We start from the raw sequence: 19,685 nt of genomic DNA on the forward strand, positions 1-19,685 counted from the left end.
CCGACCGCTCCTCGTCCGGTCAGCGGCCCCTCCACGGCGTCCACTCCCCCAGATACGCCTCCCTCGTCGCCGAGTCCGCCTCAGCCCGGGTGAGTTGGGGGTGGTTCTCCGGGACGGTGATCCTCGCGCCCGGGCCCGTGTTGCGGTACTCGGCGAAGCGCTGGGCCTGCCAGGGGTAGGTGTCGCGCATGTTCGTGTAGGGCGCCACCGCGTCGATGCCGGGGCCCAGCCAGGTGTCCCGGACGGTGAGCATCGGGCGGGCGGTGGTGTCGGAGCTGGGCACCCAGGGGCGGGCCAGCTTGTAGTACCCCTCCGGGGCCTCACTGGTGATGCGGCCGTGCGTGACCAGGTAGCCGCGCGGGTTGGCGACCGCGGTGGAGGGGGCGAAGACGAAGCCGTACGGGGCGGCCGCCAGGTCCGTGCGGTTCAGGGTGTGGAAGTGGCAGCCCTCGAACACCGCCGTGGCCCGGCCGAAGACGAAGTCGACGTCTCCCTCGACGTAGCAGTGCGCGAAGTACTGGCGGGGGAAGGCCGCGAGGGACGTCGAGTCGGCGTAGAGGGTGTCCTGGTGGCCGAGGAAGCGGCACTGCCGGAACGCCGAGCGGTCGCCCAGCACCTTCAGCGCGACCGCCTGGGTGCCGGAGATGTCCGGGTGGTCGGCGCGCAGCCAGTCGTTGGCGAAGGTGATGCGGTGCGCGGTGAAGCCGTCGGCCTGGACGGTCGTCGTGGCCGAGCCGCTGGTGCCGTAGGTGCCCGAGCCGTCCGGCTTCTGGGTGCCGGCCGCGTTGTCGTACACGATCACCACGTCCCGGGGGTCTCCCGTGGCACCGAGCCAGGTCATGCCCGTGCGGGAGGCGTCCACGGCGACCGTCTCCCGGTAGGTGCCGGGCGCCAGGACCAGGGTCCGGCCGGTGCCGGTGGCCTCGTTCACCGCCGCCTGGACGGTGGTGAAGTCACCGCGGCCGTGCGGGTCGACGTAGAGGGTCTGCGGGGTGAGGCGGGCGGCCGGTGAGCCGTAGCGGCCGAAGGGATGGGAGCCGAAGGGGACCTCGGCCGCCTGGGCGGGTCCCGCGGGCAGGGCGGCGACGCCGAGCGCGGCGGCCGAGGCGGCGGAGGCGAGGAGGAAGTGCCGTCTGGAGGGCATGCGGATGCTCCTGGGCGAGGATGCGTGGGTTCGTATGGGGAGCCTGTCGGGGTGGGGGTCCGTGTCGGCTGGGTGGGGGTCCGTGTCGGCTGGGCGGGGGTTCGTGTCCGGTGGGCCGGGGCGGTGTGCCGGTCCGCCCCGGCCCGGCGGCTTCGGTGCGTCAGCGCAGGTGGCCGGCGCCAGCGCCGTGGTCGACGAGCGCGGGGACGGCCCGCGGGGAGTCGACGCGGGTGCGCAGGGTGGGGGTCCAGCCCGCGCCCGACTGCAGGATCTCGGCGGGGACCTCGGCGTTGTGGACGGCGATCAGGTCGGTGGGCCTGCCGTTGACGTAGTTGTCGGCGGCGGTGACCGGTGCCTCCTTCCACTTCTTCAGGATCGTGCCGGCGCCGATGCCGCTCGGCAGCGTGAACGCGTTGTGCTCGGCGACGAGCTGGGACTCCATGCCGATGCCGTAGCTGTAGCCGTGGTCCGCGCCCGCCACGAAGTGGTTGTTGTAGGAGTCGACCTGGCCGAAGCGGACGCGCGGGGCGCGTTCGACGAGGTTCGAGAACAGGTTGTGGTGGAAGGTGGTCTTCAGGTGGCCGCGGTCGACGGCGGCGGTGGACGCGCTGTCGCTGTTGCCGATCAGGATCGTCTTGTCGTGGTCGGCGAAGACGTTCCAGGAGGCGGTGACGTAGTCGGCGCCCTTGACGATGTCCAGTTCGCCGTCGTGCTGCTCGTAGATCCGGCCGTAGTAGTGCGGCAGGGTGCTGTCGGGGTGGTCGCCGTCGGTGAAGGTGTTGTGGTCCATCCACACATGGGTGGAGCCGTAGACCACCGCGCTGTCGTACTCGGAGTTCCAGTTGCCGTCGGCGGTGTCGGTCGGGTCCCACTGCGGGAAGCAGTCCAGCGGGCTCTCGAAGGCGAGGTTGCGGACGATGACGTTGTCCACGTCCTTGATCTGCAGGCTGGCGCCGTTGAAGCCGGCGTCCTTGCCGACGCCGATGATGGTGGTGTCGGCGGGGACGTAGGCCTTGATGTAGGCGTCCTGCCGTGCCTGCGAGGCGCGGCGCAGGCCCTCGGGGCTGTCGTCGGGCTCGGCGGAGAGGTCCTTGTCGCGGCCCCAGGTCTCGGGGGCGTAGGTCTTCAGGTAGGTGTCGAAGTCGTAGCCGGGGACGGCGAAGGAATCGCAGCTCGGTCCGTCGGCGTCGATCGTCCCCTTGACCTTGATGATCTTCGGCTGGTCGCCGCCGTCGGCGAGGGCGGCCTTGAAGGCGTCCCAGGTGGTGACGGTGTAGACGTGGGCGGCGTCGGCCTTGGCGCCGCCGCTGGTGCCGGTGCCGTAGGAGGCCCAGCCGTCCTTGGCGGCCGGCACCTGGCGGGCGGGGTCCGGGGTGTGCTGGTGGCAGGGCTGGGCGGAGGCGGTGCCGGTGACGGCGAGGACGAGGGCCGTGCAGCCCACGGCCACCGCGCTGACACGTCCATGACATTTTGATCTGCGCACTGTGCGGGTCTCCTCGTTTACGCGTCCGGGGCGCTGCTCGCCTCGGGCCAGGTGATCCAGGACGGGGGGATCTCGTCGTGCAGCCGGACGACGTCGTGCGGGGTGAGCACGCGGGTGCGCAGCAGCTCCCCGGCGACCAGCCGTGCCACGGCGATCGCGCCCGGCGGGTTGAAGTGCGTGTTGTCCTGCTCGGTGGCGGTCCAGTTGAAGTACGTCTTGGTCTCCTCCACGCCGAGCCGCTGCCACAGCGCGAGCGACAGCGCCTCGATGTCGAGCAGCGGCACGCGCTCGGCCTCGGCGAGGGCGCGCATCGCCGCCGGGTAGTCGCCGTGGGTCGGCACGGCGTTGCCGTCGGCGTCGAAGCGGCGCCGCTCGACCGGGGTGGCGAGCACGGGCCGGGCGCCGCGTTCCCGCGCCCCGTCGATGTACTGGCGCAGGCAGTCCTGGTACGTCGTCCAGGGCTCGGTGCAGCGGGTGGGGTCGGCGGACTTCTCGTCGTTGTGCGCGAACTGGACGAGCAGGATGTCGTGCGGCCGGATCCCGGCGAGGATCGCCGCGAGCCGGCCCTCGTCGATGAAGCTCTTGGAACTGCGGCCGTTCACGGCGTGGTCGGCGACCGTCACCCCGTCGCGGAGGAAGAAGGCCAGGGCCATGCCCCAGCCGGTCTCGGGGGCCTCGTCGGTGTACTTCTGCGCGGCGGTGGAGTCGCCGGCGATGTACAGGGTGCGGGTGCGGCGACCCGCGGCCCGTGCCGTTCCGGTCGCCGCCAGGGCGAGCGGAACGGCGGCGAGGGCCGCGGAGCCTACCTGTCTGCGGGTCAGGGACACGGCGCTGATCAGCCCTTCTGCTGCTTCCACTCGGCCTGCGCCTTGTTCAGCTGCTCGGCCAACGTGTCCAGGAACTCCTTGGCGGTCATCTTGCCGAGCAGCACCTTCTGGAAGTTCGGCTCGTTGTCGGCCTTGGAGATGGTGTTCCAGTCGGGCAGGTAGTACGGCAGCTGCACGATCTTGGTGTTGGCGCCGTTGAGCGCCTCGGCGGCCAGCTTGGTCGGCTCGCTCTGCTGGATCCAGGCGTCCTTGGCGGCGTCGGTGTTGGCCGGCACCTGCCCGGCGGACTCGTTGAACTTGGAGTTCTCCTCGTGCGAGAGGGCGAACTCGATGAACTTCCAGGCGGCCGCCTTGTTCTTGCTCGCCTTGAACAGGCCGAGTCCGTCGACCGGGTTGGACACCTGCACGCGCGTGCCGTCGTCCATGGTGGGGTTGGGGATGCCCCGGAACTTGTCCTTGCCCAGCGCCTTCAGGTGGTCCTGGTAGGAGCCGAGGTTGTGGCTCAGCATGCCGATGGTGCCGCTGTCCCACTGGGCGACCATCTTGGTGAAGTCGTTGTTGACGTCGGCGGACGGGGTGTCCTTCTTGTACAGCGCGACGTACTTCTCCAGCGCGGCCACGTTCTTCGGGTCGTTGACGGTGGTCCTGTCGCCGTTCCAGAAGGAGGTGATGCCGGTCTGGCCGTACACCGCGTCCAGGGCCGGGGCGATGGACCCCTCGCCGCCGCGGATGGTGAAGCCGAAGGCGTTCTTGCCCTTGTCGGTGAGCTTGTCGGCGGCCTCGTAGAACTTCGACCAGGTGGTCGGGGCGTCCAGGCCGGCCTTCTTGAACAGGTCCGTGCGGTACCACAGCGTGCCGTTGTTGGCCGAGGTCGGCACCTGGTAGAGGGTGTCGCCGCCGCCCGCCGCCTTGCTGACGGAGAGCAGACCCGGGCTCAGCCTGCCGTTCAGCGAGCTCTTCTCGAGCCTGCCGTCCAGCGGCTCCAGGGCTCCCTGGGCCGCGATCTCGGCGAGCATCGCGGTGCCCACACCGCCGACGTCGGGCAGCCCGCCGCCCTGGATGGCGGTGTCGTACTTGGACTGCGCGCTCGCGGCCGGGATGCCGACGTAGTTGACCTTGATGTCCGGGTACTTCTTCTCGAAGTCGGCGATGACCTGCTTCCAGATGTCGGTGCGCACACCCCCGTTGCTGTCCCAGAAGGTGATCTCGCCCTTGCCGGAGCCCTCGGAGCCCTTGCTCCCTCCGGTGCCGCTGCCGTCGTCGCCGCACGCGGTGGCGGTCAGCGCGAGCGCGGAGCCCAGGGCGACGGCCAGTGCGGTGCGGCGCCCGCTTCTGCGGATGTTGATCTTCATTGATCGGCTCTCTTCTTCTGGATCCAACGGGTGCTTCGAGCTGTGGGGGTCCGCACGTGCCTCAGTGAGCGGGCAGCGCGGTGATGCGGAACCGCGTGAAGCCGGCCGCGCCGGCGTGTCCCTGACCGGCGGGCGCGAGGGCGAACAGGCCGAGCAGGGCGCCGACCCAGCGCCAGGGGGTGGCGGCGAACACCAGGCCGGAGGGCCGGAACCCGTCGCCGAGGTCGTAGGAGAAGCGGCAGCGCGCCCCCGCGCCGATCTCGACGCGCAGCCGGGCCCGCGCCTCGGGCGCGGCCGTCGGACGGCCGGCGTCCCGTTCCCTGTCGGCGCTCTGTTCGGCGAACCGGTGCACCAGGCGGGCCGTCCCGTCCGCCTGCCGCTCCAGCCCGATCCAGCAGTAGGCGTCGCCGAGGACGGCCAGCCCGGCCCTGGCCCCGGGCCCGGCGCTGTCCAGCCGCAGGTCGACCTCGACCGCGCAGGGGCGGCCCGGCAGCCGCTGGGTGAGGACGTGCGGCAGGGTGCGCAGATCGTGGGCGCCGGCCGTGCGGACGCAGGTCAGCCGCAGGCCGTCGCCGGAGTGCTCGGTGGCCCAGCCGTGACGGGGGTTGGCGGTCCACTGCCACTGCCGGCCGTACCGTCCGCCGGGGAAGTCGTCGTCGGTGGTGGGCGCGGCCGGCGGCTGCGACGGCAGGGCGGGCCGTGCGTGGACGGCGACGGGGGCGCCGTCGTCGCCGATGACCGGCCAGCCGTCCAGGCCCCAGCGCATCGGCTGGAGGTGCACGACACGGCCGTAGGCGCCGCGCTGCTGGAAGTGCAGGAACCAGTCCTCGCCGGACGGGGTGCGCACCCAGCCGCCCTGGTGGGGGCCGTTGACCTCGGTGTCCTTCTGCTCCAGGACGACCTTCTCCTCGTACGGCCCGAAGAAGCCGCGCGAGCGGAAGGCGCCCTGCCAGCCGGTCTCCACTCCCCCGGCGGGGGCGAGGATCCAGAACCAGCCGTCGTGCCGGTAGAGCTTGGGGCCTTCGAGGGTGAACCAGCCGGGGATGTGGTCCGCGTCGACGATCACCTTGCCCTCGTCGAGGAGTTCGGTGCCGTCGGGGTGCATCCGGTGGCCGGTGAGCCGGTTCTTGATCCCGGAGCGGGACTTCGCCCAGGCGTGCACGAGGTAGGCCTCGCCGGTCTCGTCGTCCCACAGCGGGCAGGGATCGATCAGGCCCTTGCCCGCCTTGAGCAGGTGCGGGCGGGTCCACGGGCCGCGGACCGAGGGGGCGTTGACCTGGAAGATGCCCTGGTCGGGGTCGCCCCAGAAGATCCAGAAGCGGTCGTCGTGGTGGCGCAGCGACGGCGCCCACACCCCGCGGTCGTGGCGCGGGGAGCGGAACTCGGCGTCCGGCTCCAGACGCTGGAGGGCGTGGCCGATCAGTGTCCAGTCGACCAGGTCGCGGGAGTGCAGCAGCGGCAGGCCGGGGGCGCGGCCGAAGCTGGAGGCGGTCAGGTAGTAGTCGTCGCCGACGCGCAGCACGTCGGGGTCGGACCAGTCGGCGTCGAGGACCGGGTTGGTGTAGGTGCCGTCGCCGCGGTGGGCGCTGGGCAGGCTCATGGGGTCACCGCCTTCCGGACCAGCGCCCCGGCCTCGCCCCGGCCGAGGCGGCCGTCGGCGACGACGGTGACGATCCGGCGGACCACGGTCTCGCCGGGCGGCACCGGCAGCCGCTCCTGAAGGGCCAGCGACGAGCCCACGCCCGGGTACTCTGCGGCGCGCACGAACCACGCGTCGCGGCGGGTGGTGTCGGTGGCCCCGGCGAACACCAGCGTCCAGCCGGAGCCGGCCAGGGCCAGCCAGTCGGCGCGGCTGCCGTGCGCCTGCTCCTCGCCGTCCCGGTCGGGGGTGAAGACGTGCGGGGGCTCGTCCTCCTTGCGGGCGCGCCAGAAGAAGCCGCCGTAGGCCGCGCCGGGGCGGCCGTTGGTGGCCGGGCTGCCCAGCGACACGGGCCCCTGGGTGACGTTGGTGAGCGAGAAGGTGAAGTCCAGCGCCCAGGCGGTGTCGGTGAGGGCGAGGGCCGTGACGGTACGGCGCTCGCGCAGCAGTTCGCGGCCCGCGGCCACCCAGCGCAGCTCCTGGACGAAGCCGTCCGGGTCGCGCAGCTGGAATCCGGTGTGCCGCTGGGTGCCGTGGTTGTCCAGTTCGGTCGAGCCCCGGCCGCGCACGAAGGTGCGGCCGCCCCAGAAGTTGTGCCCCTCGACGTCGGGAACGGCGACACCGACGCCGAGGTGGTGCAGATGGTCGGCGGGGCCGAGTTCGGTGACGGCCGTGCCGGACAGGGTGGTGACGGGATGCAGATAAGGGCGCGGGGAGAGCCGTACGGGCAGCTCGGGACGGGTGACGTAGCGGGCGACGGGACGGCCCGCGACACGCAGCACGAGGGAGTCGTTCGGCGTCATCGGGCGGTCACCTCCTTCGACGGGGCCCAGGGGGCGCCGAGCTCGGAGTAGAGGGAGAGGGTGTCGGCGGCGGCCGCGACGAGCCCGTCGACGCCCGGCACGACCCGGCGCCGCTCCCCGGGGAGGGTCCGCCAGGCCCCGGCGGGCAGCGGCTCGGGGTCGGGGGCGGTGCGGACCGCCTCCACGACCCGCATGAACGCGTCCGTCGACGCGGGCGGGACCAGCAGCTCGGCGCCGGCGGTGAGATGGGCGACGAGGTTCTCCAGCAGGTCGGTCCGGCCGAAGTGGAGCTCCTCCGGACCGTGTCCGGCCCGCTGCACCAGTACGCGGTCCTGCTTGTACCAGAAGGTGATCCGGCCGCTGCCGCCGTGCACCAGGACGTACGGCTCGTCCGGGCGCTCGGCGCACAGGGTCGCGGCGATGGTGACCGGGCCGCGGGCGGTGGTGACCCGCACGCAGGAGGTGTCGTCGGACTCGACGGCGTTGGCCCGCCACAGCTCGGTCTCGATGCCGGTGACGTCGCCGGCGCCGGTGGTGCCGACCAGGGCGAGGGCGGTGGCGGTGGCGTGCGCGAGGGGGTTGGTGAGTACCCCGTCGACCACGTCGACGCCGTTCAGGCGGCGCCTGCCCGCCCAGGGGGCGCGCCGGTAGTACGCCTCGTCGCGCGCCCAGGCGCCCGCTCCGCCGACGCCGGCGACCCGCCCGATCGCGCCCTGGTCGATCAGCTCCCGGATCGCCGGGACGGCGTGCGAGCCGAGCGACTGGAAGCCGATCTGGCAGGCGACACCGGCCGCGGCGACGCCGTCGGCCATGCGGCGGAACTCGGCGTAGGAGGGGGCGGGCGGCTTCTCCAGCAGCAGGTGCACGCCCCGCCGGGCCGCGGCGAGCGCCAGCTCGGTGTGGGTGGGAATGGGGGTGCAGATCACGGCGATCCGCGCGCCCGTGGCGTCCAGGAGTGCACCGAAGTCGGCGGACTGTGCCGGTGTGCCGATCCCTTCGGGGAGCTCCGCCTCGGTGAGCGGAGTCAGTTCGCAGATCCCGGCCAGCCGGACCAGCCCTTCGGCCTGGAGCCGGCGGATGTTGTCCAGGTGCCAGCGGCCGTGGCCGCGGGCGCCGGCCAGCACCAGGGGCAGTGGGGTCGTGGGGGTCGCCGCGGTGGTCGTCGTGGTCGCCGCCGCGGAGGTTGTCGCGGTGGTCGTCGCTGTGGTCGTCATCCCTTCACCGCCCCCGCGCTGAAGCCGGTGATCAGCCACTTCTGGATGAAGGCGAACACGATCACCACGGGTACGGCGGCGACGATGCCGCCGGCGGCCAGGGCGCCCAGGTCGACGCTGTCCGCGCTCATCAGGGTGTTGAGGCCGACGGGGATGGTCTGCTTGCTCTGGTCGGAGAGGAACATCAGGGCGAACAGGAAGTGGTTCCAGGCGTGCACGAAGGCGAAGGAGCCGACGGCGACCAGCCCGGGCCGCAGCAGCGGCAGCACGACGATCCGGAAGGCGGCGAAGCGGGTGCAGCCGTCCACCCAGGCGGCCTCCTCCAGGGAGGGCGGCACGTTCCGGATGAAGCCGCTGATCAGGATCATCGACAGCGGCAGCTGGAAGACGGTCTCGGCGATGACGACACTGCCCAGCGAGTTGATCATGGACAGCTTGGCGAAGATCTGGAAGAGCGGGACCAGCAGCAGCGCGCCGGGCACGAACTGCGAGCAGAGCAGGGCGAGCATGAAGGCGCGCTTGATCCGGAAGTCGAACCGGGCCAGGGCGTAGCCGCCGGCCAGCGCGACGACGGTGGTCAGGACCAGGGTGGCCAGGCCCACCAGGACGCTGTTCTGGAAGTAGGTGCCGAAGCTCCGCTCGGTCCACACCTTCTCGAAGTGGTCGAAGGTGACCGGCCAGGGGACCAGGGAGGTGGACCCGGCCGGGCGCAGGGCGAACAGCAGGATCCAGTAGAACGGGATCAGGGTGAACAGCAGATAGATCGAGAGCGGCAGATAGATCTGCCAGCGCGGGACCTCGTCCCAGGCGCGGCGCCGGGTGCGCGGCCGGGTCTGCCGGGACACCACGCGCTCGGGTGCCGGGGCGATCTCGGTGATCACTTGGACTCACCTCCGAACTTGCTCAGCCGCAGATAGACGATCGAGCAGAAGAGCAGGATCACGAACGCCACCGTGGTCAGGGCGGACGCGTAGCCGAAGTTGTGGGCGTCGACGCTGGTGTTGGCGATGTAGAGCGGCAGGGTGGTGGTCTCGCCCGCCGGGCCGCCGCCGGTGAGGGTGTAGAGCAGGTCGACGTTGTTGAACTCCCACACCGCGCGCAGCAGCGTGGACAGGACGATGGCGTCCTTCAGATGGGGCAGGGTGATGTGCCGGAACTGCTTGAGCCGGCTCGCCCCGTCGACCTCGGCGGCCTCGTAGAGGTCCTTGGAGACGGACTGGAGGTCGGCGAGGATGAGGATCGCGAAGAAGGGGACACCGCGCCACAGGTCCGCGACCACCGCCGCCGGGAACACCGTCGAGGTGTCCGACAGCCAGCTGGTGCCGTAGGAGCCCATGCCCATGTCGGCGAGGTAACGGGTGATGCCCGTCTGGGAGTTGTAGAGCAGCACCCAGATCGCGGAGGTCAGCACACCGGAGACGGCCCACGGGGAGAAGACGAGGGCGCGTCCCAGCGCCCGCCCGACGAAGGTCTGGTTGACGATCAGGGCCAGCGCCAGGCCGAACAGCAGTTGCAACCCGACCTCGACCACGACCCACTTGGCGCTGAAGGTCAGCGTGTCCCAGAACTGGGGGTCGTGCGAGAAGATCTGCGTGAAGTTGTCGAGGCCCGCGAAGCCGTTCCGCCACGGCTTGGTGGGGTTGTAGTTCCGCAGGCTGTAGTAGAAGACGCTGAGCACCGGATACGCGATGAAGCCCAGCATCAGCAGGGCGGCCGGGGCGATCAGCAGGTAGGGGAGCCTGCGCGGCGTGGCGGAGGCACGGCGCCGCCGGGGTGGCGCGGGCGGTTTCGCCACGGCTGCGGCTTGGGCCATGACTGTTCTCCGTTCGCGATCAGAAGCGGCCGCCCGGAGGGCGTCCGTGAGGGGTGGTGGTCGGGTGACGGGCGGGCACTCACAGCGGTGGGGCACTTACAAGGGGCCGTAGGAAGCGCTTGCTACGTACACATGGGTGAAGCACTTCACTTCTCTGGATATGTGGGTCAGCCGGCGTACGGGTCCGGCACCTTGCCCGGCCGGGAAAGGAACTCGAAGTCGCAGCCGGTGTCGGCCTGGGTGATCTGGTCGTGGTAGAGGGCGCCGTAGCCGCGCTCGTAGCGCGTGGGCGGCGGCGTCCAGGCGGCCCTGCGCCGCGCCATCTCCTCGTCGTCCACGCGGAGATGCAGGGTGCGGGCCTCGACGTCCAGGGTGATCAGGTCCCCGGTGCGCACGAGAGCGAGGGGTCCGCCGACATACGACTCCGGAGCCACGTGCAGCACGCAGGCGCCGTAACTGGTGCCGCTCATCCGGGCGTCGGAGATCCGCACCATGTCCCGCACGCCCTGCTTCAGGAGGTGGTCGGGGATGGGGAGCATGCCGTACTCGGGCATGCCCGGTCCGCCCTTGGGACCGGCGTTGCGGAGCACCAGCACGCTGTCGGCGGTGATGTTCAGCGACGGGTCGTTGATGGTCCGCTGCATCTGCCGGTAGTCGTCGAAGACGACGGCGGGCCCGGTGTGCTTGAGCAGGTGCGCTTCGGCGGCGATGTGCTTGATGACGGCGCCGTCCGGGCAGAGGTTGCCGCGCAGCACGGCGACCCCGCCCTCGTCCGCGACCGGGTTGTCCCGGGGCCGGATCACGTCGTCGTCGTGCACCTGTGCCCCGGCGATCTGCTCGCGCAGGGTGTCGTACGAGACGGTCGGCCGGTCCAGGTGGAGCAGGTCCGGGATGCGGGAGAGGAATCCCGGCAGGCCGCCCGCGAAGTGGAAGTCCTCCATGAGGTACCGCTCGCCGCCGGGGCGGACGTTGGCGAGGACCGGGACGGTGCGGGCGATGCGGTCGAAGTCGTCGAGAGTGAGCCTCACCCCTGCCCGGCCCGCCATGGCGATCAGGTGGATCACCGCGTTGGTGGAGCCGCCGAGGCCGAGGACCGTGGTGACGGCGTCCTCGAAGGCCTCGGGGGTGAGGATCTCGGACAGCTTCCGGTCCTTGTGGACCAGTTCGACGATCGTCAGGCCGGCCCGGGCCGCCATCCGGTCGTGCCCGGAGTCCACGGCGGGGATGCTGGAGGCGCCGGGGACGGTGACGCCCAGGGCCTCGGCGGCGGCGGTGAGGGTCGACGCCGTACCCATCGTCATGCAGTGGCCGGGGGAACGGGCGAGTCCGCTCTCCAGCTCGGTCATCTCGCAGTCGCCGATCAGACCGGCGCGCTTGTCGTCCCAGTACTTCCACATGTCGGTGCCGGAGCCGAGGACCTCGCCCCGCCAGTGGCCGGGAAGCATGGGACCGGCCGGCACGAAGACGGTGGGCAGGTCGACGGAGGCGGCGCCCATGAGGAGGGCGGGAGTGGACTTGTCGCAGCCGCCCATCAGCACCGCGCCGTCGACCGGATAGGACCGCAGCAGCTCCTCGGTCTCCATCGCGAGCATGTTGCGGTAGAGCATCGGGGTGGGCTTCTGGAAGGTCTCGCTCAGGGTGGAGACCGGGAACTCCAGCGGGAAGCCGCCGGCCTGCCACACCCCGCGCTTGACGGCCTGGGCGCGGTCGCGCAGGTGGACGTGGCAGGGGTTGATGTCGGACCAGGTGTTGAGGATCGCGACGACCGGCTTGCCCAGGTGCTCCTCGGGCAGATAGCCGAGCTGGCGGGTGCGGGCGCGGTGGCTGAAGGAGCGCAGGCCGTCGGTGCCGTACCACTGGTGGCTGCGCAGCTCCTCCGGGCGCTTGCGGGCGGTCATATCGACCACCCCGCGGTGATGGCGGCGACCTCGGCGCGCTCGCTCTCGGGCAGCGGCTTGCTCGGCGGGCGCACGTCCCGCCGGCACAGGCCGAGCGAGGCGAGGGCCTCCTTGACCACGGTGACGTTGTTGGCGGAGCCGCCCTCGGCACGCAGCTCCTCGAAGCGGCGGATCTGCTCCCACACCTTCATCGCGGCCGGGTAGTCGCCGGCCCGCAGCGACTGGAGCATGTTCAGGGAGACGGCGGGGGCGACGTTGACCAGGCCGGAGGTGAAGCCGGTGGCGCCCGCGGAGAAGTAGGAGGGGGCGTAGGGCTCGGCGAGCCCGGCCACCCACACGAAGCGGTCGAGTCCCGCGTCCCGGGCGAAGGCGGCGAACCGGGCCGCGTCCGGGACGGCGTACTTCACACCGATCACGTTCGGGCAGGCGTCGGCGAGTTCGGCGAGGCGGGCGCCGGGCAGCTGGGCGTTGCGGATGTAGGGGACGACGCCCAGCTCGGGCACGGCCTCGGCGATGGCGCGGTGGTAGTCGACCCAGCCGGCCTGGGAGACGTAGGGGTGGACGGGCTGGTGGACCATGATCATCTGCGCGCCCAGTTCGCGGGCGTGCCGGGCGGAGGCGACGGCGGTGGGCACGTCGTGGCCGACCCCGACGAGGATGCTCGCGCGGTCCCCGGCCTCCTCGACGGTCAGTTGGGTGACCAGCCGCCGCTCCGGAGCGGTCAGGGCGTAGAACTCGCCGGTGTTGCCGCACGGGGTGAGGGTGGTGACGCCGCCGTCGAGGAGGCGGCGCAGCAGCGCCCGGTGGGTGTCCTGGTCGATGCGGCCGTCCTCGGCGAACGGGGTCACCGGGATCGCCACCACGTCGGCCAGGGCCGCCCGCTGGGTCTCGAACCGGGTGTCGAACGCGGCGCTGGTCATTGTCCGCCTTCCTCGTCGAGGACCCCGGGGAAGGCCCGGTGCACGAACGACGCGATGTGGGAGTGCAGGGCCCGGGCCGCGCCGTCGGCGTCACCGGCCAGGGCGAGCCGCAGGATCTCCCGGTGTTCGGCGGCCTCCCGCTCCCAGGAGGGGTCGGCGGACCAGGCGACGGCGGAGACGAGGGCGGCCTGGTCGCGGACCTCGTCGAGCATCCGGCCGAGCAGCGGGTTGCCGCAGGGCAGGTACAGCGCGCGGTGGAACTCGCGGTTGGCGAGGGAGCGTTCGGCGGTGTCGGCGGCCTCGTCTGCGCGGCGCAGCGCGTCCTGGGCGGCGTCCAGGGAGGCCCCGCGCCGGACCGAGCGCTTCAGGGCCTCGGGCTCCAGCAGGAGCCGCACGTCGTAGACCTCGCGCGCCATGTCCGCGTCCACCATGCGCACCGTGGCGCCCTTGTACTGGCTCATCACCAGCAGCCCGGTGCCGGCCAGGGTCTTGAGCGCCTCGCGCACCGGGGTCTTGGACACCCCGAACTGTGCGGCGAGCTCGGTCTCGACCAGGGCTTGGCCCGGCGTCAACTGCCCGGTGAGGATGCGGCGTTTGATCTCCTCCAGCACGAACTGCGTGCGGGACGGGATCGGGGTGGGCACAGAGGTCATGCGCGCCTCTCGGATCTCGCGTATCGCGTCTCATATATGACGTATGGAGTACGACGCGATGAAGGTAAGAGGGGCGCGGCGTTCCGTCAATGCTTCTGACAAAGATGGGCCGGACGGTTTCGGGCGGACGGTTCTGACGGGCGGTCTCCGGCGCGCGCTCGGCGCCCAGAGCCGGCGGGCGGCTTCCGGCGCAGAGCGCGGACGCGTCGGAGGACCGGACCTGCGCGGGCGGTCAGGGCAGCCGGGGGCTCCAGCGCGGGTCCCGTCCGCTCAGCCCCAGCGCGCGGTCCAGCAGCGGGGCGTCCTCGGGGACGGGCACGACGGGGCCGAAGATGCCACGGCCGCGGGCGAGGCCGTCGCCCGCCGCCGCGTGCAGGAAGCCGTACGCCGCCCGCAGCGCCGCCGGGTCCGGCTCGTACTCCTGGCCGGTGGCGCGTGCCAGGTCCCAGCCGTGGATCACCAGTTCGTCGGCGACGACGGCGCCGGCGACCTCGCCGGGCAGGTCCACGCCGCCCGCGCGGGTCATGCCGGTCCAGGCGGCCGGGTCGCGCCAGATCTCGGCGAGGTCGTCGAGTGCCTTCGGGAGCTCTTCGCGCCAGGCGGGGCCGATGTCGGGCACGGCGGTGTTCGGGGGCGTGTCCGTGGTGACGCCCAGGTGTTTGCGCCCGGCGTCGCGGAAGGCCACCGCCAGGCCCAGCAGGTGCCCCAGCAGGTTCCGGGTCGCCAGGTCCGGACACGGCGTGGGGCCGGCGAGCTGCTCGTCGCGCACGCCCTCCGCCAGCCGTGCCACGGCCCGGGTCTGCGGGCCCAGGTCGAAGATCGTGTCGTTCATCGGCTGCTCCTCGTTCCGGTCGAGTCCTTCCTGAAGTTCAGACCCTCCCCGGCCCCGGAACTCATCGCACGCCGCCGGAGAGGGAGGCGGCGGCACCCCGGCTTACGGCATCTGCCCCATCCGTACGAGGGGGCCTTAGGACCACGATCGCCAGGTATGAGGACGATCGGGACGACCGAGTGGACGGTGCTCCGGGTGCTGCGGGACCGTGCGGCCGGCCTGTGCCTGGCGGCGGTGGTGATCTCCGGCTTCGGCTCGTCGGCGCTGTGGCTGGCCTGCGGGGTGTGGGTGAAGGACCTCACCGGCTCCGACGGGCTCGCCGCGCTGTGCCTGCTCGCGATGTGGGCGCCGGCCCTGGCCGGACCGCTGCTGGGCACGCTCGCCGACCGCGTCCGCCGCAGGCCCCTGCTGGTCGGTGCGAACCTGCTGCTCGCGGCCGTCCTGCCCGTCCTCCTCGCCGTCGGCTCCCCCGGCCGTGTCTGGCTGCTGTACGCGGTGCTGCTCCTCTACGGCGCCACGGGCGTCGTGGAGGACGCGGCGGGGTCGGCGCTGGTCGCCTCGGCCGTCTCACCGGCGCTGCTCGGCGACTTCAACGGGCTGCGCACGGCCGCGACGGAGGGCATGAAGCTGGTCGCCCCGCTGGCGGGCGCGGGCCTGTACGCGGCCTACGGCGGCGGGTCGGTGGCCCTGCTGGACGCGGTCACGTTCGTGCTCGCCGCGGTCCTGTACGCGCGGTTGCGGCTGCGCGAGGAGAAGCCGGCACGGCCGGCCCGTACCTGGTGGGAGCAGACCGCGGACGGCGCCCGCCGGCTGTGGGCGCACCCGCGGCTGCGGCCCCTGGTGCTGGCCGGGGGCGCCACGATGCTGTGCGCGGGCCTGAACGGGGCGCTGGTCTACGCGGTCGTGGACGCCCTCGGGCACGCTCCGGCGTACGCCGGGGTGCTGTACGCCGTGCAGGGCACCGGGTCGATCGCGGCCGGGCTGCTCTCGGGTGCGGGGCTGCGCGTCCTGGGCGGGCGCCGGTTCGTGGTGTACGGGATCGCCCTCACGGCGGCCGGGGTGGCCGTCCGGGCGGTGCCGCACGACCCGGCGGCCCTGGCCGGCAGTGCGGCGATCGGCGCGGGGCTGCCGTGCGTGCTGATCGCCGTGTTCACCACCGTGCAGCGCGAGACACCGGCGGAACTGGTCGGCCGGGTGGCCGCCACCGCCCACACGCTGGTCTTCGTGCCGAACGTCGTCGGGCTCGCGGCGGGGGCCGGACTGGTCGAGGCCGTCGACCAGCGCGCGCTGCTGCTCCTGCTGGGCATCGGCCTGCTGGTGACGGCGGCAGCCCTGGCTCACAGCCCGGCGAGCGCCGAGCGCACCGCCGCCGGGTCGCCGTCCGACGCCGACCCGACATGACCCACCCGCCGCGCTTCGGCCACGACCGGGTCCGTGCACGGCCCACGTCCCCGGCGCATCCCGGCCACCCCCGTACGGGACACCGTGGTCGCACAGGACACCACCCCGCCCTCCGCTCCGGAACAGCGGCAGCCCCGGCTCACAGCCCGGCGAGCGCCGAGCGCACCGCCGCCAGGTCGCCGTCCGACGCCAATCCGACGTGGTACAGGCGCAGTTCGGTCGCGCCGAGACTTCGGGCGCGGTCGGCGTCCTGGGCCAGGGTGTCCGGTCTGCCGCCCATGCCGGAGACGATGGTCAGGTTGGCGGCGAGCACGGCACCGGCGCGGTCCTGGTCGGCGAACGGGGTGAGGAGGCCCGCACCGCCCGTGCAGGGCACCACCACGCCGTCGGCGACGGACAGGATGTGGGCGGGGTCGACGCCGGCGTTGGCGCCGCAGTGGTAGGAGACTGGGTCGGCGTGCAGCAGCACCTGGAAGCCGGCGGGGGCCGCCGCGCGGACGGCGGCGACCGCCGCCTCCTGGAGTGTGCGGGCGGTGTCGTCGCGCCAGGCGCGGGTGACGGCCGCCATGGTCTCGCCGAGCAGCTTCTCGACGCCCGCCCAGCCTCCATCGGAGGGCGCCGCGCCCTGCCAGACCGGTTCCAGGGCGGTGCGTACCGCGGCGGCCAGCTCCTCGGGGTCCAGGCCGCGTTCGCCGTAGCCCGCGCGGCAGGCCGGGCAGAAGCACAGGGACATGAGGTACTGCCCGGCCTCGCCGAGGGCGACGCCCGCGGTCTTGTCGTGGGCGTGCAGATGGGCGAGCCCGTACCAGCCGAGGGACTCCAGTTCGGTGCCGCGCGCCCCGGGCCGTACGGCGGCCTCGGCGGCCAGGTCGACCAGGTACGCGCGCGTGGCGGGCTGGGCGATGCACGGCGCCCACGGGTAGCGGTCGCCGTAGGCGTTGACGACCGAGGTGTCCGGGTGCTCGGCGCCCAGGCGGGAGTTGTGGGCGAGGATCACCCAGGTGTGCACGTCCAGGCCCGCCTCGGCGAGGGCCGCCGCCGCCTCGCCGTAGGCGTCCCCGGGCGCCCAGTCGCCGGCCGGGTACGGCCGGAGGGTGCGGCCCGCCCAGTGGTCGCCGGGCGGGTAGAGCACGGCGGCGTGCTCGGCGGTGACCACGCGGTGGCGCGGGTGGCGAGGGGTCAGGGCGCGGGTGGAGTGGTAGGCGGCGGCGAGCGTCACCTGCTCGACGCCGAGCGCGGCGATGCGGGCCGGCGCCGCCGGGTCGCCGACCACGTCCCACGGGTAGACGAACGCCGACGTCCTCACGCGCGGTCCCCTTCCTCCGTCAGCAGCGCCTGGCCCCGCTCGATCAGGTGGGCGAGCTGCTTGACGTGGTCCTCGGCCGGTTCGTGCAGCGGCGGGCGCACCTCGCCCACGTCCAGTCCGCGCAGCCGTACGCCCGCCTTGACCAGGGAGACGGCGTAGCCCTTGCCCCGGGCGCGCAGTTCGACGAACGGGCGGTAGAAGCCGTCCAGCAGCCGGTGCGCGGTGGCGTCGTCGCCGTCGCGCAGCGCCCTGTGGAAGGCGAGGGCGATCTCGGGGGCGAAGCAGAAGACGGCGGAGGAGTAGAGGCCGATGCCGATGCCGCGGTAGGCCAGCTGGGTCTGCTCGGCGGTGGGCAGGCCGTTGAAGTACAGGAAGTCGCCGGGGACCTCGCTGCGGACGGCGCTGACGATCCGCTGCATGAGGTCCAGGTCGCCGACGCCGTCCTTGAGGCCGATGATGCCCTCCGTGCGGGCCAGTTCGACCGCCGTCTCCGGGGTGAAGACGGCGTTGTCGCGCTGGTAGACGATGACGGGCAGGGCGGTCGCGGCGGTCAGCTCGCGGTAGTGGCGCAGCAGTCCCTCCTGGCCGGCGACCACCAGATAGGGCGGCATGGCGAGCAGCCCGTCCGCGCCGGCGGCCTCGGCGAGCCGTGCGTAGCGGACGGCGAGCGCGGTGCCGTATCCGGCGCCCGCCACGACCGGTACGCGCCCTTCGGTCACCTCCACGGCCGCGCGGACGCAGGCTTCGAACTCCTCGGGGGTGAGCGCGTGGAACTCCCCGGTGCCGCAGCAGGCGAAGACGGCGGCGGCGCCCGCCTCGACGCCGCGGCGCACATGGGTGCGGTAGGCGTCGAGGTCGAGGGAGCCGTCCGGGCCGTAGGCGGTGACGGGGAAGAACAGCGGCCCGCTGGGGATGCTGAGTCGTTCGGCGAGGGGGGCTGACGGCACGGGCTCTCCCTAGGGCAGGCGCTCACGTTTCTGATTAGCGTCCATATTTATGAACGATCCCACGCTAAAGGGCCCCATCGGCGCCGGTCAAGCGCGCGAACCGGCAACACGGCGGCGGAATCCGCGCCTCCGCGCCACACTTGACGCGGTGCGACCCACATCCTTAGCGTGTCCACGCATGTGAATGCCGTCTACACATGCGGTCTGCCGACTGAAGGAGATCCGAGGATGCCCGCTCCCCGCACCGTTCTGCTCACCGGCGCCGCCGGCGGGCTCGGCACCCTGATGCGGGGCCTGCTGCCCGAGTACGGCTACGCGCTGCGCCTCCTCGACGTCCGGCCGATCGAGGACGAGCCGGAGGCGATCACCGCGGACCTCTCGGACCGGGCGGCCCTGCGCGAGGCGGTCCGGGGCGTCGACGCGATCATCCACCTCGCGGGCATCTCCCTGGAAGCCCCGTTCGAGAAGATCCTCCGGGCGAACATCGAGGGGACGTACAACCTGTACGAGGCGGCCCGCGAGGAGGGCGTCGGCCGGATCGTCTTCGCCTCCTCCAACCATGCCGTCGGCTACACCCCCCGGCCGCAGGACGACGACCCGCTGATCCCCGTCGACACCCCGCGCCGCCCCGACACCTTCTACGGCCTGTCGAAGTCCTTCGGCGAGGACCTGGCCCAGCTCTACTGGGACCGGCACGGCCTGGAGACCGTCTCGGTGCGCATCGGCTCCTGCTTCCCCGAGCCGACCAGCGTGCGCATGCTCTCGATGTGGATGAGCCCCGCCGACGGCGCCCGCCTCTTCCACGCGGCCCTGACCGCCGAGCACGTCGGCCACACCGTCGTCTACGGCTCCTCCGCCAACACCCGCCTGTGGTGGGACCTCACCAGCGCGCGGGCGCTGGGCTACGAGCCGCAGGACGACTCCGAGCCGTACGCCGAGAAGCTGATCGCCGAGCAGGGCGAGCTGGACCCGGGCAACCCGGCGCACGCCTGCCTGGGCGGCCACTTCGTCACCGACCCGCCGATCTGGCCGTACTAGGTGTATTGATCACGAGCGTTGCTAACGCGGGCCGGTCTTGATCGTGGCGAAGGCCCCCGTGTGTGGTGGAGGTGTCGAATCTTCACCGCACGGAGGCCTTCGTGTCCCACCGTAATGCCCGGCTGACCGTTCACGGCAGGCGGCTGCTCGTCGAACGTGTCCGCTCCGGCCGTCCCGTCGCCCACGTCGCCGCTGGTTGTACGACCTCCCTGCACGCCCACGCCCCCGCCGCGCGCGGCCCTGCCGCCGGACGGCGAGTGCCGGCAGAGCGCGGCGGAGGTGCGGGCGACCGTCGAGGCCTCGGCCCCGGGACGGTCGGAGGACCTGGGCGGGTGGAAGACCCGGACGGGCGGCGGACCCGGACGGGCGGCGGACCCGGACGGGCGGCGGACCCGGACGGGCGGCGGACCCGGAC

17 protein-coding genes are annotated in these 19,685 nt (G+C 72.7%); 2 read left to right on the top strand and 15 right to left on the bottom strand.

Going from position 1 to position 19,685, the window contains the following annotated elements; translation table 11 throughout:
• Positions 1-19: 19 nt before the first annotated feature.
• The 13 genes from IE318_RS33495 to IE318_RS33555 form a co-directional block, all read right to left on the bottom strand.
• A complete protein-coding gene (locus tag IE318_RS33495) occupies positions 20-1,144 on the bottom strand; it encodes a pectinesterase family protein (RefSeq protein ID WP_189906410.1) in 1,125 nt (374 codons plus the stop codon).
• A gap of 160 nt (positions 1,145-1,304) precedes the next feature.
• Positions 1,305-2,627, bottom strand: coding sequence for a pectate lyase family protein (locus IE318_RS33500; RefSeq protein WP_189906412.1), 1,323 nt, complete (start codon positions 2,625-2,627; stop codon positions 1,305-1,307).
• A gap of 17 nt (positions 2,628-2,644) precedes the next feature.
• On the bottom strand, positions 2,645-3,454 hold the full coding sequence (locus IE318_RS33505) for a rhamnogalacturonan acetylesterase (RefSeq protein WP_189906495.1): 810 nt from the start codon (positions 3,452-3,454) through the stop codon (positions 2,645-2,647).
• An 8-nt stretch (positions 3,455-3,462) separates the two neighbouring features.
• Positions 3,463-4,806, bottom strand: coding sequence for an ABC transporter substrate-binding protein (locus tag IE318_RS33510; RefSeq protein WP_189906414.1), 1,344 nt, complete (start codon positions 4,804-4,806; stop codon positions 3,463-3,465).
• 61 nt (positions 4,807-4,867) lie between these two features.
• A complete protein-coding gene (locus tag IE318_RS33515; RefSeq protein WP_189906416.1) occupies positions 4,868-6,406 on the bottom strand; it encodes a glycoside hydrolase family 43 protein in 1,539 nt (512 codons plus the stop codon).
• Complete coding sequence (locus IE318_RS33520) at positions 6,403-7,248, bottom strand: DUF6807 domain-containing protein (RefSeq protein WP_189906418.1); 846 nt, start codon at positions 7,246-7,248, stop codon at positions 6,403-6,405. Before IE318_RS33520 ends, IE318_RS33515 begins: the two co-directional genes overlap by 4 nt.
• The gene (locus IE318_RS33525; protein WP_189906421.1) at positions 7,245-8,462 is read right to left on the bottom strand and encodes a Gfo/Idh/MocA family protein; all 1,218 of its coding nucleotides are present in this window, start codon (positions 8,460-8,462) and stop codon (positions 7,245-7,247) included. The genes IE318_RS33520 and IE318_RS33525 overlap by 4 nt, the downstream gene beginning before the upstream one ends.
• Positions 8,459-9,343 (bottom strand): carbohydrate ABC transporter permease, encoded by an 885-nt coding sequence (locus tag IE318_RS33530; protein ID WP_030180041.1) that lies wholly within the window; start codon positions 9,341-9,343, stop codon positions 8,459-8,461. Before IE318_RS33530 ends, IE318_RS33525 begins: the two co-directional genes overlap by 4 nt.
• Positions 9,340-10,275, bottom strand: coding sequence for a carbohydrate ABC transporter permease (locus IE318_RS33535; RefSeq protein WP_189906423.1), 936 nt, complete (start codon positions 10,273-10,275; stop codon positions 9,340-9,342). The genes IE318_RS33530 and IE318_RS33535 overlap by 4 nt, the downstream gene beginning before the upstream one ends.
• Positions 10,276-10,442: 167 nt before the next feature.
• Positions 10,443-12,173: an L-arabinonate dehydratase gene (gene araD, locus IE318_RS33540; protein WP_189906424.1), complete on the bottom strand. Its 1,731-nt coding sequence runs from the start codon at positions 12,171-12,173 to the stop codon at positions 10,443-10,445.
• Complete coding sequence (locus IE318_RS33545; RefSeq protein WP_189906426.1) at positions 12,170-13,093, bottom strand: dihydrodipicolinate synthase family protein; 924 nt, start codon at positions 13,091-13,093, stop codon at positions 12,170-12,172. The genes araD and IE318_RS33545 overlap by 4 nt, the downstream gene beginning before the upstream one ends.
• A complete protein-coding gene (locus tag IE318_RS33550; RefSeq protein WP_030180032.1) occupies positions 13,090-13,746 on the bottom strand; it encodes a GntR family transcriptional regulator in 657 nt (218 codons plus the stop codon). Before IE318_RS33550 ends, IE318_RS33545 begins: the two co-directional genes overlap by 4 nt.
• Positions 13,747-13,978: 232 nt before the next feature.
• Entirely contained in the window at positions 13,979-14,578 is a 600-nt protein-coding gene (locus tag IE318_RS33555; protein WP_030180030.1) for a TIGR03086 family metal-binding protein, read from the bottom strand.
• Positions 14,579-14,734: 156 nt separating this feature from the next.
• Between IE318_RS33555 and IE318_RS33560 the strand changes: the two genes are divergently transcribed.
• Positions 14,735-15,979, top strand: a complete 1,245-nt coding sequence (locus tag IE318_RS33560; RefSeq protein ID WP_189906428.1) for an MFS transporter — start codon at positions 14,735-14,737, stop codon at positions 15,977-15,979.
• Positions 15,980-16,118: 139 nt separating this feature from the next.
• On the opposite strand, the gene IE318_RS33565 is transcribed toward IE318_RS33560, so the two are convergent.
• Together IE318_RS33565 and IE318_RS33570 are read right to left on the bottom strand one after the other, a co-directional pair.
• Complete coding sequence (locus IE318_RS33565; protein ID WP_189906430.1) at positions 16,119-17,285, bottom strand: hypothetical protein; 1,167 nt, start codon at positions 17,283-17,285, stop codon at positions 16,119-16,121.
• The gene (locus tag IE318_RS33570) at positions 17,282-18,232 is read right to left on the bottom strand and encodes a 5-dehydro-4-deoxyglucarate dehydratase (RefSeq protein ID WP_189906432.1); all 951 of its coding nucleotides are present in this window, start codon (positions 18,230-18,232) and stop codon (positions 17,282-17,284) included. The genes IE318_RS33565 and IE318_RS33570 overlap by 4 nt, the downstream gene beginning before the upstream one ends.
• Positions 18,233-18,460: 228 nt before the next feature.
• On the opposite strand from IE318_RS33570, the gene IE318_RS33575 reads away from it, so the two are divergent.
• Entirely contained in the window at positions 18,461-19,270 is an 810-nt protein-coding gene (locus IE318_RS33575) for an NAD-dependent epimerase/dehydratase family protein (RefSeq protein ID WP_189906434.1), read from the top strand.
• Positions 19,271-19,685 lie beyond the last annotated feature (415 nt).

The organism is Streptomyces spiralis, from assembly GCF_014654675.1.
Classification (GTDB): Bacteria; Actinomycetota; Actinomycetes; order Streptomycetales; family Streptomycetaceae; genus Streptomyces; species Streptomyces spiralis.